15 protein-coding genes are annotated in these 13,216 nt (G+C 65.3%); 8 read left to right on the top strand and 7 right to left on the bottom strand.

Going from position 1 to position 13,216, the window contains the following annotated elements; translation table 11 throughout:
• Both FNJ47_RS04595 and FNJ47_RS04590 read right to left on the bottom strand, forming a co-directional pair.
• A complete protein-coding gene (locus FNJ47_RS04595; protein WP_163151077.1) occupies positions 1 to 303 on the bottom strand; it encodes a PilZ domain-containing protein in 303 nt (100 codons plus the stop codon).
• A complete protein-coding gene (locus FNJ47_RS04590; protein WP_163151075.1) occupies positions 300 to 1,085 on the bottom strand; it encodes a DUF2336 domain-containing protein in 786 nt (261 codons plus the stop codon). The genes FNJ47_RS04595 and FNJ47_RS04590 overlap by 4 nt, the downstream gene beginning before the upstream one ends.
• Positions 1,086 to 1,394: 309 nt before the next feature.
• Here FNJ47_RS04590 and FNJ47_RS04585 point away from each other — a divergent pair, with 309 nt between their 5' ends.
• On the top strand, positions 1,395 to 2,366 hold the full coding sequence (locus FNJ47_RS04585; RefSeq protein ID WP_235999452.1) for a helix-turn-helix domain-containing protein: 972 nt from the start codon (positions 1,395 to 1,397) through the stop codon (positions 2,364 to 2,366).
• A 70-nt stretch (positions 2,367 to 2,436) separates the two neighbouring features.
• The gene (locus FNJ47_RS04580; protein ID WP_163151073.1) at positions 2,437 to 2,682 is read left to right on the top strand and encodes a PilZ domain-containing protein; all 246 of its coding nucleotides are present in this window, start codon (positions 2,437 to 2,439) and stop codon (positions 2,680 to 2,682) included.
• Positions 2,683 to 2,787: 105 nt separating this feature from the next.
• Here the strand turns inward: FNJ47_RS04580 and FNJ47_RS04575 are convergent, their stop codons facing one another.
• On the bottom strand, positions 2,788 to 3,036 hold the full coding sequence (locus FNJ47_RS04575; protein ID WP_163151071.1) for a hypothetical protein: 249 nt from the start codon (positions 3,034 to 3,036) through the stop codon (positions 2,788 to 2,790).
• A 149-nt stretch (positions 3,037 to 3,185) separates the two neighbouring features.
• On the opposite strand from FNJ47_RS04575, the gene FNJ47_RS04570 reads away from it, so the two are divergent.
• Entirely contained in the window at positions 3,186 to 3,863 is a 678-nt protein-coding gene (locus FNJ47_RS04570) for a nitroreductase (RefSeq protein ID WP_163151069.1), read from the top strand.
• A gap of 217 nt (positions 3,864 to 4,080) precedes the next feature.
• Positions 4,081 to 5,244 carry an acyl-CoA dehydrogenase family protein gene (locus tag FNJ47_RS04565; protein WP_163151067.1) on the top strand — a complete coding sequence of 388 codons (1,164 nt, stop codon included), beginning with the start codon at positions 4,081 to 4,083 and terminating at the stop codon, positions 5,242 to 5,244.
• A 172-nt stretch (positions 5,245 to 5,416) separates the two neighbouring features.
• On the opposite strand, the gene FNJ47_RS04560 is transcribed toward FNJ47_RS04565, so the two are convergent.
• Both FNJ47_RS04560 and FNJ47_RS04555 read right to left on the bottom strand, forming a co-directional pair.
• On the bottom strand, positions 5,417 to 7,498 hold the full coding sequence (locus tag FNJ47_RS04560) for a methyl-accepting chemotaxis protein (RefSeq protein ID WP_163151065.1): 2,082 nt from the start codon (positions 7,496 to 7,498) through the stop codon (positions 5,417 to 5,419).
• A 186-nt stretch (positions 7,499 to 7,684) separates the two neighbouring features.
• A complete protein-coding gene (locus FNJ47_RS04555) occupies positions 7,685 to 7,936 on the bottom strand; it encodes a hypothetical protein (protein WP_163151064.1) in 252 nt (83 codons plus the stop codon).
• 177 nt (positions 7,937 to 8,113) lie between these two features.
• Between FNJ47_RS04555 and FNJ47_RS04550 the strand changes: the two genes are divergently transcribed.
• Both FNJ47_RS04550 and FNJ47_RS04545 read left to right on the top strand, forming a co-directional pair.
• Positions 8,114 to 8,704, top strand: coding sequence for an NADPH-dependent FMN reductase (locus FNJ47_RS04550; protein WP_163151062.1), 591 nt, complete (start codon positions 8,114 to 8,116; stop codon positions 8,702 to 8,704).
• A gap of 33 nt (positions 8,705 to 8,737) precedes the next feature.
• Positions 8,738 to 9,520: an SDR family NAD(P)-dependent oxidoreductase gene (locus FNJ47_RS04545; protein WP_163151060.1), complete on the top strand. Its 783-nt coding sequence runs from the start codon at positions 8,738 to 8,740 to the stop codon at positions 9,518 to 9,520.
• A 62-nt stretch (positions 9,521 to 9,582) separates the two neighbouring features.
• Here FNJ47_RS04545 and FNJ47_RS04540 read toward each other — a convergent pair whose 3' ends face one another.
• On the bottom strand, positions 9,583 to 9,966 hold the full coding sequence (locus FNJ47_RS04540) for a hypothetical protein (RefSeq protein ID WP_163151058.1): 384 nt from the start codon (positions 9,964 to 9,966) through the stop codon (positions 9,583 to 9,585).
• 177 nt (positions 9,967 to 10,143) lie between these two features.
• On the opposite strand from FNJ47_RS04540, the gene FNJ47_RS04535 reads away from it, so the two are divergent.
• The gene (locus FNJ47_RS04535) at positions 10,144 to 10,773 is read left to right on the top strand and encodes a L,D-transpeptidase (protein ID WP_165445527.1); all 630 of its coding nucleotides are present in this window, start codon (positions 10,144 to 10,146) and stop codon (positions 10,771 to 10,773) included.
• A 64-nt stretch (positions 10,774 to 10,837) separates the two neighbouring features.
• Here FNJ47_RS04535 and FNJ47_RS04530 read toward each other — a convergent pair whose 3' ends face one another.
• Complete coding sequence (locus tag FNJ47_RS04530) at positions 10,838 to 11,929, bottom strand: hypothetical protein (RefSeq protein WP_163151054.1); 1,092 nt, start codon at positions 11,927 to 11,929, stop codon at positions 10,838 to 10,840.
• A 377-nt stretch (positions 11,930 to 12,306) separates the two neighbouring features.
• Between FNJ47_RS04530 and FNJ47_RS04525 the strand changes: the two genes are divergently transcribed.
• Positions 12,307 to 12,888 (top strand): septal ring lytic transglycosylase RlpA family protein, encoded by a 582-nt coding sequence (locus FNJ47_RS04525; RefSeq protein ID WP_163151052.1) that lies wholly within the window; start codon positions 12,307 to 12,309, stop codon positions 12,886 to 12,888.
• The last annotated feature ends 328 nt before the right edge of the window (positions 12,889 to 13,216 follow it).

Raw genomic sequence — 13,216 nt, 5'->3', positions numbered from 1 at the left:
TCATTTCGGAATGACGGCGCGTCCCTTGCGCTTTCTTTCTTCGATGAATCTGACGCCGATCTCGCTGCCGTCGACACGGACCAGCTCGCAGCGGCGGAAGGCCAGGCCCCGCGAGGACAACACCAGGAAGAACTCCTGCGCCTTCAGCACGTCGAGCGTTCCATCGACCTCGAGCCGGGCGCCGCTCTGCGAGACGTCGAGCAGGATGCAGCTCCGCCGCCATGTGCCGTCGACGCCCATGAGGTTGACGGGATGGCGCGTATCGAGTTTGACGCGCTCCGCCCTGCGGTCACCATACGTCATGACACCACTCGCACCGCCGGAGAGCGTTTCACAATCACCGCGGCCGGCGCCTTTGCATAGTCGATTTTGGCTGGCGGGTTTGCGGAGGCGCGGGCTGTGCCGGCATCGATGGCGGCGCGGATCGTGTCCCGAAGTTCGGGACGTGCGAGCTTGAGTAGCCGGACCTGCTGGCGCGGCGTCGATCGCATCACGAGATCGGCGACAACACGGTGAGGCAGGTCGCTGCGCGCGATCAACCCGTCCGCAATATCGTCGTCGCGCTCGGCGGCATCGACCATCATCGCAAGACCCGCGCTGGTCATGGCGGCGCCGGGATTGCCCGCGAGAACGCGAAGCACGCTGCTGTCGCCCCGCATCAGCAGAATGTCCGTGAGTTCCGCGTTGACCGCCTTGCGGCCGGCGATCGCGCAGAGGTGTCCCTCGGCCCGCATCCAGGCGATGTCGATCAGGTCGGCATCCGGAATGCAGTCGCACTTTCGCAGGATCGGCGCGGCGACATCGGCGTCATCATGGTTGGCCAGACGGCGTGCGAGCTCCCGCGGCACCACAGGCAAATCGGCGAGCGAGCGGCTGAGCGTGGTCAGGGTCCGCAGCTCGACGCCGTCGGTCAGGCGAACCAGGATGCCGTCGAACATCTCGACGTGATGCGCGCTGAGGCGGTGAACGTCGTCCAGAAACAGGCTGGCCACCTCGCGCAGCATGCGCGTGCGGAGATCGGGGGAGCCGGCTTTCAGGACATGGTCGAGTTTGGCAAAAAGATCGGGCGAGGCAATGACTGTCATTGCGGTACCTAAAATGTTCCGCGACGAGGAACATCAGTGTTCCCAACGTCAATCTGCTCCCCGAATCCTTAATAGGGGTATAGAGTTTGATGGGGAGAGCCGATCCACCGGTGGATATTCCGGTAAACACTATCGAAATTCGGCAGCAGCGATACTTTGTCTGATTGTTCGGTCCGTCCAACGGCCGCATTTTTCCCGATTGAATTTATTGGTCGATTCGCATTTGGGCATGGACATTATCGATGATGCGGGCACGCAGGACGCCGCGCCGCGCGCAAATTTTCAAGATCATTTCATAGGAGCGGTCATTTGACGGCGCCATTGCTGGTGCCGAGAGTCTTTCGTTTTGACGATGTTGATGCATTCCGGAGTTCGATCCGAAATCTGGATGTTGATTTCACGCCGCTTGCGCGGAAGATTTCGGCCGAGCAGATCATCCTGAGTTTGCCGGGATGCGACCTCAACTACACGCAGTCCTTTCCAAGGATCGTCGACGCGCAGCTTGCGCCGCATACCACCGCGGTCGGCTTCACGATGGACGACGGCGTTCCGATGCGGTTCAACGGCGCCGAGCGCGATCGCGACGTGATCGTGCTCGGCGGCGGCGGTGCGTTCTACACCTCGGTGGAGGAGACACCCCGCCAATATGCCTCGGTGATCTTCACGCCCGAGATTGTCGACCGTGGCTGGCCGAACCCTGGTCTGCATTTCAGCATCCACGAGATCTCCCAACGCGCGCAGGATCGGCTGCGCGAAGTGGTCAGGCAGGTTCTGCTCGTCACGTCGGAACAGGTGACGATTGCGGAGTTCGCCACCGGGGCATCGATCAAGGAGACGTTGCTCGCCGCGATCGACAACGCGTTCGCCGAGATCGTGCCGGCCAAGTGGGCGACACGGGCCAACACGACGCGCCAGTTCAAGGTCTTCAACGACGCGCGCGCCATCCTGGCCGGCGACGTCGCTCACCCGATCTACAGCGGCGAGCTCGCCAGGCAGATCGGCGTGTCAGTGCGCGCGCTACACGACGCTATCCTGCGCTACCGCGGCGTCAGCCTGCATCGCTACCTGAGGTTGCGCAGACTCTGGCTGGTACGCCGGCAACTGCTCGCCGGGGCGCCCAGTGTCAAGGCCTGTGCGCTGGCCTATGGATTTTGGCACCTGAGCGATTTCTCGCGGAGCTACCGGTCGCAGTTCGGCGAAGCACCGTCGGAGACGCTGGCGGCCGCGCGCCGTCCAGGCGTCCCGCGTGCCGATCCGTCATCGAGCAGACACGAATCGTAACAATCCGCCTGAACGGAATCTTAACGCCGGCCGAGGAACCTGTTGGTACGATTCCACCAGAGGCGGCCTGATGCATCCCCGGCGATTTGCGCGTGTTCGACCGACGGGATGCGTGTCCAGTGTGGTCAAGCTCCAGCTTGAACCGAAGGCGCCGCTGATCGAATGCCGGCTGGTGGACTATTCCGCCGGCGGGGCCTGCCTGGAATTTTCAAAGCCCATCCAACTGCCGGAACGCTTCGAAATGTTCCACGGCAATACGAAGAAGCGCTGCCGGCGGGTCTGGAGCAGGGGCGTGCGGGTCGGCGTCTCGTTCTGAGCGCCCGCCGACCTGGGCCGTCTGCTCGTCAATAGCCGTTCGGGCCGCGCCCGGCGCGACCCGATGGTTTGTTTCGATCTGGGGGCGATCAGCGCCGGGAAGGGCTCAGGCGCCGCTCTGGCACTTCTTCATGAACGAGTTCTTGGCCGCGCCGGCGAGCTTCTTGCCGTCGGAACCGACCGCCTTGGTCGCGCAGGAATCCATCGTGCATTTCTTCATGAACGAGGTCTTGGCCGCGCCGGCCAGCGGCTTGCCGTCCTTGCCGACGGCTTTTGTCTCGCAGGAGGCGTCCTGAGCAAATGCCGAACCGGCGGCAAAGGTCGCGATCACGGCCGCCAAGAAAATCCGCTTCATCTGGGTTCTCCCTAAACCAAACCAGTGGCGGATTGGATATCGGATTCTTGGCCCGATCAAGTTCCCACAGCCAAATTTGTCTATAAAATGCCCGGATAGTCGTGAGAAAATTCCGCGTGCCGTGCGGAACAAAATGGGGGACACGCGGAATGGAGTTCGAGGCGCTGGTACAGACACGCAAAAGCGTGCGCGGGTTCAAGAAGCGACCGGTGTCGCGGGCGACCGTCGAGGAGATCATCGAGGTGGCCAAGCGGGCGCCGTCCTCGATGAACACCCAGCCCTGGCACGTCCATGTCCTGACCGGGGCGCCGCTGGAGGAAGTGCGTCGCCGCAATATGGATGAGATGATCGCCGGCGCCAAAGCCAAGCGCGACATTGTCAGCCACGGCGAGTACCAGGGCGTTCACCGCGGCCGCCAGGTCGACATCGCCAAGAAGCTGTTCGGCGCCATGGGCATCGCCCGCGACGACAAGCCGATGCGGCAGGACTGGGTGCTGCGCGGTTTCCGCCAGTTCGACGCCCCGGTCTCGCTGGTCCTGACCTACGACCGCATCCTCGATCCCGGCGCGGTCTGCCATTTCGATCTCGGCGCGCTCTGCTACGGCATCGTGCTGGCGGCCTGGGATCGCGGCCTTGGCAGCGTCATCAACGGCCAGGGCATCATGCGCTCCGACATCGTGCGCGAGGTCGCCAATATCCCGGAAGACCAGGTGATCATGACCTGCGTCGCGATGGGCTATCCCGACGACAGCTTTGCCGCCAACGCGGTGCGGTCGGACCGCGAGGCCAACAGCGACTTCGTCAGCTACGTCGGCTTTGCCGACTAGGGCACGCCTGACAACTTCGTGCTGCGTGATGATTTGGTCGAGGCGCCCGCGCATCTTGCGCAATTGCGCGGTCGCTGACCGCGCCGCGGGATATTGAATTCCGCACCATGAAACCCTCGCGCGACAGTGAGCGTGGGTGCGCGTTTCCGCTATTTGTGCCGACAAAAAATGCGCTACTGGATTTGTGAAGCACAACAGCACAGGCGAGGAATCCCAGATGAGCGATGACGAACAGACAGCCATGATCCGCGAGACCGTCGCGAGGTTCGTCGATCGCGAACTGATCCCGCTCGAGCCGCAATATCTGAAATCGAAATTGCCCGGCAGCGATCATCCCGAGCTCACGCCGGAACAGCGCAAACGGCTGCGCGATGTCTCGAAGGAGCTCGGTCTCTGGGGCCTCGATGCGCCCGAGGATCTCGGCGGCCACGACCTGCCGACGCGGACGATGGCTGCGGTGCACGAAGAGCTCGGCCGCAGCTGCGTGCCGTTCGTGCTGCCGCCGGACTCGCCGAACCTGCGCATGTTGCAGGCGGTCGGCACCGACGCGCAGAAGAAGAAATATCTGCAGCCCTATATCGAGGGCCGGATGACATCGGCGATCGCGATCTCCGAGCCCGGCGCCGGCGGCGATCCCGCAGGGATGAAGACGCGTGCGGTGCTCGAAGGCGAAGAGTGGGTATTGAACGGCCGCAAGATCTGGATCAGCAATGCGCGCGCTGCCGACTTCATCATCGTGATGGCGCGGGTCGGCAACGATCAGCGCCAGGGCGGCATCACCTCGTTCATCGTCGAGAAGGGCACGGCGGGCTTCATCATCGAACGCGAGATCCCGATGGTCGGCGGCGGCTCGACCTACGAGATCGTGTTTGAGGACTGCCGCATCCCGAAGGATTCGGTGCTCGGCGAAGTCGGCAAGGGCTACGCGCCGATGCAGCTGCGCCTGCGCACGCGTCGGCTCGAGATGGGCTCGACCTGCGTCGGCATCACCAAGCGCGCGCTCGACATGATGTGCGAGCACGCCAAGCAGCGCGAGACGTTCGGCGTCAAGCTCGCCGAGCGCCAGGCGATCCAGTGGTGGATTGCCGATATCTCCACCCGCATGCATGCGTGCCGGCTGATGGTGCGCGAAGCCGCCGACAAGACCGACCGCGGCGAGGACATCCGCCACGAGGCCTCGATGATCAAGGTGTTCGCGACCGAGATGGCCTATGACGCCTGCGACCATGCCATGCAGACGCTCGGCGCACTCGGCGTGACGCTGGAATTGCCGTTGAACGCGCTCTGGCAAAAGGCGCGGCTGATGCGGGTGTACGAAGGCCCGAGCGAGGTCCATCGCCAGGCGATCGCCCGCCGCGTACTTGGCCTGCGTGGCGGCTAGAGGGCTGCCAAACCTCGTCATTGTGAGGAGCTCGCGACAAAATTGCGAAGCAATTTTGCGCTGAAGCGACGAAGCAATCCATGCTGCCGCTTGCGGTGCGATGGATTGCTTCGCTGCGCTCGCAATGACGGGGAGCAAATATCTGCCCCCTTTGACAGCGGCGTGCCGTCGATTACGCCGCCCGCACGTCTGACAGGAAGCGGTTGACCTGGCCGGCGAGGTCCTTGGACTGCGTCGAGAGCTGCTCGGCCGCGCCCAGCACCTGGGTTGCCGCCGCGCCGGTGTCGTCGGCGGCGCGCTGCACGCCGGAGATGTTCGAATTGACCTCCTGCGTGCCGCGCGCAGCTTCCTGAACGCTGCGCGAGATTTCCTTGGTCGCCGAGCCCTGTTCCTCGATCGCCGCGGCAATCGCGGTGCCGATCTGGTCGATCTCGGTGATGACGTCGACGACGCTGCGGATGGCAGTCACGGTCTCGTCGCTGGCGGTCTGGATCGCGGTGATCTGCTCGGAAATCTCCGTGGTTGCCTTCGCGGTCTGGCCGGCCAGCGACTTCACTTCTGAGGCGACGACGGCAAAGCCGCGGCCGGCCTCGCCGGCGCGGGCTGCCTCGATGGTGGCGTTGAGCGCGAGCAAATTGGTCTGCGCGGCGATGCTCTGGATCAACGTCACGACGTCGCCGATCTTCTGGGCGCCCTCGGCCAGCGAGCGGGCGGTGTCGCCGGTGCGCCGGGCATGATCGACCGCGCGCGCGGCGATCTCGGTCGAGGTCGCGACCTGGCGGGCGATCTCCGAGATCGAGGAGGTCAGTTCTTCGGTCGCGCTTGCGACCGTCTGCACGTTGGTCGAAGTCTGATCGGATGCCGCGGCGACGACCGCGGCCTGCCGGTTGGTTGCTGCGGCGGTGGCCGACATCGATTGCGCCGTGTTCTCCATCACCGAGGACGCGGCGGACAACCCGCCGACCAGCTCCGTGACCTTGGCCTCGAAGGCGCGTGTCAGATCGTCGAGCACGCGGGCGCGGCGCATCTTGACGTCGTTCTCGGCTTCCTTCTCGGTCGCGAGGTGATCGGCGTCGATCTTGTTGTCCTTGAACACCTGCACGGCGGCAGCCATCGCGCCGATCTCGTCGTTGCGCGCGGCGCCCGGGATCGCCTCGGCGACGTCACCCGCGGCGAGACGCGACATCCGGCCGGTGAGGGCGGCGATCGGGTTGAGGATGCGGCGGCGGACCATGACGATCAGAGCGGCGCTGACGGCAATGACGGCGAGCAGCCCGGTCAGCGCCACCACGAAGCTGACGCGTGCCGATGAATAGGCGGCGGCAAGACCTTGCTCGGCATTCTCGTAGAACGCGTCGCGGACGGTGATGATGGCGGCGAGGCCGATTTGCGATTCGGGGTAGTAGGCGTCGAGATCCAGCTCGTACTTGCCGGTCACTGCGCCTTCCTTGGCAAGCTTCAGCGCCTTGCCGAACCGCTCGACATAATCGGCCTGCATCTTGCCGAGCGCCGTCATGACGTTGGCAGGCGTCGCGGGATTGTTGCGCAGCTCCTGCAAGGTCGAGAGGATCTGCTCGGTGCGGCCGGTCGAGCGATAGAGCTCCTGCTTCTCCGGCTCGGTCGCGACGCGCCTGGCGCCGACCAGCGCCTTGTGCAGGCTGGCATTCAGCCCGCCGATGTCGCGCAAGGTCCAGGCGACGTTGGCGTAGTTGGCCTGGCGATAGGCATTTCCGTCGAGGCCGGCAAGGCGGCGCACCTGCTCGTCGAGCAGCGTGGTGACGCCGGCGTTGAACACGGAATTGTCGGCGACGATCTTGCCGGCGGCGGCGCGACGGGCATCGACGGGGCCGGCGATCGCAGCCGCGATGGCGTCGCGCAGTCCGGTAAACTTCACCTTCAGCGCGTCGATCTCGCGCGCGACGGCCTCGCCATCGTCGAGCGATCCCGGCAGGGTGGCGCGCACCTGGTTGACCTTGGCAAGCGCACCGTCGGTCAGCTGGCGCTGACGGTCGAGTTCGGCAATCTGCTTCGGATCGATCGTGGCGCCCCCAAGCAAAAGGTTGGTGGCGTAGCCACGCTCGGGGTTCATGTAACGCGGGATATCGCCAACGGCGCGGACGATTTCGAGCCGGCTCTGCGCGGTCGAGATCTTGTCCATGGTCTGGTACTTGGTGACAGCGACATAGGCCGCCAGTCCGCCGCCGACCGCTGATAACGAGACGATCGCGGCCGTCAGGAGAGTACCAATTTTCATGGGATGCGCGCCATTCTGGACGAGGGGAGAGACCTCAACCGTACCGGGTGCGCATTAAGCTTGGGTTTATGATACGGGGCCGCGGTGGTCCCAGCGGTCCCGATCATCGAAAGTCGAAGGCGCCGCACCGCCCCGGCCGCGACGGCCGGCAAGGCTCGGCCAAGGCAAAGGGCCACGCGTGACGGTTCAGTGCTCGTCGTCGTCAGCGCCCTTGGTCGCTGCGCGGTGCTGGGTCGTGCCACCCGAGCCCGCCTCGCCGCAGGGAAGCTGGTTCCAGGTGCCGTCAGGGGCTTGCTGGTAGGCCTGGCAGCCTGTCGGCGTGGCGGTGGTGGACTTCTCGTCGGGCTTCTGCCGCTCGGCACTCTTTGCCAGCGCCGGAGTGGCGATGGCGGCGATGGCGGCGAGCGAGCCTGCAAAAAACAGCCTTGCGATCGGCATGTCGGGTTCTCCTTTCTCGAAGCGACGACATATCCAGAAAACAAATCTGGCGATTTTTGGCCACCGCGGCCGGCCTGCGACCAATTGCTTAACGCCGGGAAAATACCCGCCGAACGGCGTTAACATCTGCGCGCCGGCCGCAGGACGGCTGTCGCAGCGCCGTGGTAGGATCGCGCCATGACCCACCGCATTCTCGTTCTCTATGGCTCCTATCGTTCGGATCGCATGGGCATCCGGCTGGCGCACTTCGTCGTCGACGGTCTTCGCGCCCGTGGCGACGATGTCGAGCTGATCGATGCCAAGGAGGTCGGCCTGCCGATGCTCGACCGGATGTACAAGGAACATCCCAAGGGGCAGGCGCCGGCCGTGCTCGAAACGCTCGCTGGAAAAATCCGCGACGCCGACGGCTTCCTGTTCGTCACCGGCGAGTACAATTGGGGCATGCAGCCCGGGCTCAAGAACCTGACCGATCATTTCCTCGAGGAATGGTTCTGGCGTCCGGCGGCGATCGCAAGCTATTCGGCGGGGCGGTTCGCCGGTGCGCGTGCCGCGACCGCCTGGCACGGCACGTTGTCGGAGATGGGCATGGTGGTGGTGTCGAGCACGATCAGCGCGGGGCCGATCGCGCAGACCTTGTCGGCCGACGGCAAGCCGATCGGCGAGGGCGGTAAATCGCTGGAGCGCGCCTTTCCTCGCTTTGCCGACGACTTCAACTGGTGGATCGAAGCTGCCAAGGCGCAGCGGGCGCGCAAAGCGCCGCCATACTGAACGCAGGTCTGCAAGTCCGGGAGTTGCGGGATCATGAGCCTTTTCACATCGCCCTTCGATCCCGTTCGGGAAGCGGCTTTGGTGACCGGCGCCGGTAACGGCATCGGCCGCGCCATCGCGCAGGCGCTGGTCGGCGAGGGCGTGCGCACGGTGTTCGCCGATCTGCATGAAGACAAGGTCGTCGCCGCGATCACGGCCGCTCCGCGTCCCGAACTCGCAGTGCCTTGGATCGGCGATCTCGCACAGCGCGAGGCTTGCGACGCCTTGCTGGCGCATGCGCAAGCGTCACTCGGGCAGGTGACGCATTTCGTCCATAGCGCGTCGCCGCCGCGCCGCGAGGCTGATCACGCGATGACGGTCGATGAAGAGACCTGGCGGCAGATGCACGCGGTCAATCTCGATGCCGGCTTTCATCTGTCGCGCGAACTGGCGCGCAAGCTGATCGCGGCGAAGTCGCCGGGCTCGTTCCTGCTGCTCACGTCGCTGCATGCCGGCACGCCGCGCAACCTGCCGCATTACTCGTCGGCGAAGGCCGGCATGGCGATGCTGGTGAAGGAGCTGGCCAAGAGCTGGGGCCGCTATGGCATCCGCATCAATGCGCTGGTGCCCGGCGCGATTGCGGCCGGCGGCTTCGTCGCCGATCCTGCGCTTGCAAGGCACATCCCGCTTGGCCGGCTTGGCCAGGCGGACGATCTCGCGCCGATGGCGCTCGCCGTGCTGTCGCAGAAGCTCTCCGGCTACGTCACCGGCGCATCGATCGTGGTCGACGGCGGCTTGTCGCTGACCAACTGGTTCGCGCCGCCGGAGCTTGATTGAGGATTCTTGTTTGACGCGTTTTCTTCACGCGAACCGGTGCCCCCTTCGCTCGAAAACGTTTTCTATTCCTTCGTCCTGATGTAGCCCGCGAGCCGCGACTTCTGGTCCTGGCACCAGGTCGTCATGCTGCCGGCGCGGCGCTGGTCGAGGTCGGTGGACTGGGTTGCGATCGCGACTTCGGTCATCAGGTCGTCGGGCTGCTTCTCGCCCATCTTGCCGCCGGTGTGCATGAAGGCGATCGCCTTGCGCACCTGCTCGGTGGTGCCGTCGGGCAGGTGCATGTCCTGCGCCCGCTGCACAAGGTCCTGATAGACGAGATCGGTGCCGGGGCACTCGACCTTGGCCGCAAAGGCCTGCAGCACCATCGTGACATACGCTGAGCGCGGATCGGCGTGGGCCGGTGTTGCCGCGACAATCAGACCGCCGACCAGCAGAGCGTAACGCATCGAATTCCTCCCGATGTTTTAGACATTTTGTCGCAAGGCTAGCGTCCGCGGGAACCACCTGCAACCGTCAGGACACACCTGCCGAGGGAACCGATCAAACAGCCGTGTTCCAGGCGGGGCTGCCACGATTTCAGCACGATTTCGGCAGCAAGTGCCACAAGTTGACGCAGGGGGAGAATGATCGTGTCGAAGTTGGGGCTTGCTGCGGTGCTGGTGGGTTCGCTTGCGCTTGGCGGCTGCATGCAGGCGACGCTGTCGCCGGTGACGGATGCTGCGATGACGCCGCGCGATCGGCAATTGCTGGCGCATCCGCCCTATGCGGAGGCCAGGATCCCCGATCAGTTCCAGCGCCACATTGTCGATTACACGCGGAAGGAGCAGCCGGGTTCGATCCTGGTCGATACCGACGCGCGCTATCTCTATTACGTGCTGCCCGGCGGCAAGGCGATCCGCTACGGCGTCGCCGTCGGCGAGGAGGCGATGGCGTTCTCCGGCGTCGCCACCGTCGGCCGCCTGGCCGAATGGCCGGATTGGGTTCCGACCAAGGATATTCAGGAGCGGCTCGGGCCGTACCCGGCGCGCGTCGCCGGTGGACCCGCCAACCCGCTCGGCGCCCGGGGCATCTACCTCTACCAGGGCAACAAGGACACGCTGTATCGCATCCACGGCACCAACCAGCCCGAATATATCGGGCAGGCGATCTCGTCGGGCTGCATCCGCATGAACAATGCCGACGTCATCGATCTCTACCAGCACGTCAAGCCGGGCGCGACCGTGGTGGTGCTGCCGCCGGGACAGAGCGCGTAATTCGAATACCGAAGTGCAATGCGGCCGATTGCGTCATCGCGATCGGCCGCATTTTTTCATCCGTCTAGCGCAGCGGCATCGGCGGCCGAACCACCGGGCCGCCATCATCCGCGTCAACAACACTGGACTGTTGCTGCGGTTGCACGGGCCGCGGTGCCACGGCCGATTGCGGGGAGACTGCAACCGGGGCCGGCAGCGGCGCTGCTGATGCCGGCGGTGGCGGCGGGATGTAGGCCTGTGCCGGCCGGCGCACCGGCGGCGGCGCAACCGCCGTGTGGGGGACCGTCGGCGGCGGCGCGATTGCGGCGCGCGGGCGTGGGGCGACCGGCCGTGGCTCGACCGCCCTGGTCTCGGTTGTCCGCGCGACACGCTGCGCCAACTGATCCTGGCCGGCCTTGAGCTGATCGATGCTGGTCTTGAGCTGCTCGATCTGCTGTCCCATCGACGCGAGGTCACGCGCCATCGACTGCAGCAACTGCGGTTGGTCAGGTGCGGCTGCGGCCGGCGTTGTCGCGGTGGCGGGTGCGATCGGTGCTGCTGCGGCCGCTGGTGCTGCGGCAGGGGTGGGCTGCGCTGCGGCAACGTTCTGTGGGGCTGCGGCCGGAGCGGCCTCCGCCGGCTGATCGGCGGCCGCCTCCTGCGCGACCGGTGGGCTCGCCGGATCGGGAGCGGCAGTCGTTTTGCCCGGCAGCAGCGACGTCAGGGCCTCAACCTGGGGCGCGTACTCCGCCACCACCTGCTTGACGCGATGTCCGTAGTGCTGCCACGCCGCGGTGCCCATGGCGCCGGCGATCGCGAACACGAACCAGAAGGCGCGGATCGCCCATTTGTTGGTCGGGCGCGGCGCGCGCTCCAGTCTGATGTCGTCCAGTCTGCCGTCATGGCTTGCGGTGCTGTACTCCGGCGCGGCCGGCGGCACCGGCGTCGCTGGTTGTATCGGCGTGACCGGCGGCACCGAGGTGACCGCAGCGGCGGACGCGACCGGTGGCGTGGCGGAGGGGGCGAGGCTCGGGCCGAACCAGGGCTCGCGCTGCCCAGGCGCTCCCTTGCCGGCGGCTACCGGCGTGGCGGCGGCGTTGTCGTTGCGTGTTGCAGCGAAGCTCGGTTCGATCGCGAAAATATCGTGCGGATCAGCGTCTTTAAGTGTCGATTGCATTGGCGGTCCCCGTTTCAGTCCAAGGTCAACCGCAAATGGCGGCCGGCGAATCCTCGCTCTGCTTCGACCCCTGGCCCGGGCCCCACGACTCCAGTCCGGTTTGACCAAAGCAAGGCGAGAGGATGGAGAGGTTGGGGAGTTTCGGGAACCGAAACCGGCGGCCGAGGCGCCGGCATCCATGTCCACACACGGACGGCACCGGACTGCATTCCCAGGCGAAGCGCCTGAGTTGTGTGGCGCATCCACCACACCCGAGGGGAAATCGCGCTGCGTGAGGCGTGTCCAACCGCGCTCCGCCACCGTTCCGCCCTGATTGGATTCGGCTCATTGGGCGTTGGATTTTCGGCTTGGGCTGGGGCGCGAGTTGGGGATGCAACATGTTGCGCGACGATGCAGTCATTTCGTACGTCGACGTCAAACGCAGTGTGCGCGGTGCTGCGCCCGCGGTCCTGTTTGCTCAGGCGCGCAAGCCGCTCCGGCTGTTCGCCATCATGATCGGAGCCGCATCGCTCGCGGCCTGCGCGCAGTCTTCCGTTGTCAGCCAGCGCTCGCAGGCGCTCGCGAGCAGGCCGGCATCGGCTGAGCCGACACGGACTGCTTCGTCTGCCACGCGCACACGCGTCGCCACAGCGCACAGGCACACGCCCTATGCCTCGCGCCGGACCGGCAACACCAAGATTGCATCGCAGGGGGTCGCGAGCTTCTACAGCGACGCGCAGGAGACTGCGAGCGGCGAGAAGTTCGACGGACGCGAACTGACTGCCGCGCATCCGACATTGCCGTTCGGCACCAAGCTGCGCGTCACCGACGTCAAGACCGGCCGTTCGGTCACCGTGCGTGTCAATGACCGCGGACCTTACGTTCCCGGGCGCATCGTCGACGTCTCCCATTCTGCCGCGCAGTCGCTCGGCATGATCGGCAAGGGTGTCGCGAATGTCAGGCTCGACGTGGTGCGGTGAGCCGCGTCGCTTGAGCGAGGTCGGGATTTTTGCCGGCCGGATCGGGAAAAAGTCCCGGTGTTGTGCGCCCTTTAATCCCGTTGTCCGAGCCAGCCGTCCGAATAGAATTGATGCCGCTACTTCCCGCGCACTCGTTTTCCACGCGCGTGGATTTCTACCCAATGAACCTTCCCCGCCTTGGAGTCCCACCGAGGCGGGGTTTTTCTTTCAGGATGCGCGCAGCGTGCGTTGACACGAGGGGCCGGAGCCATAACCTCCGTTCTGCTTCCGGAGGACGGCCCATGCCAAACAACAACAATCAAGAAACTGACGGCTTCGCATCAGGTCG

Origin of the sequence: Bradyrhizobium uaiense (assembly GCF_010811875.1) — a bacterium.
Classification (GTDB): Bacteria; Pseudomonadota; Alphaproteobacteria; order Rhizobiales; family Xanthobacteraceae; genus Bradyrhizobium; species Bradyrhizobium uaiense.
Note: the sequence above shows the minus strand (reverse complement) of the source record. Positions and strands in the feature narration are given on the sequence as shown.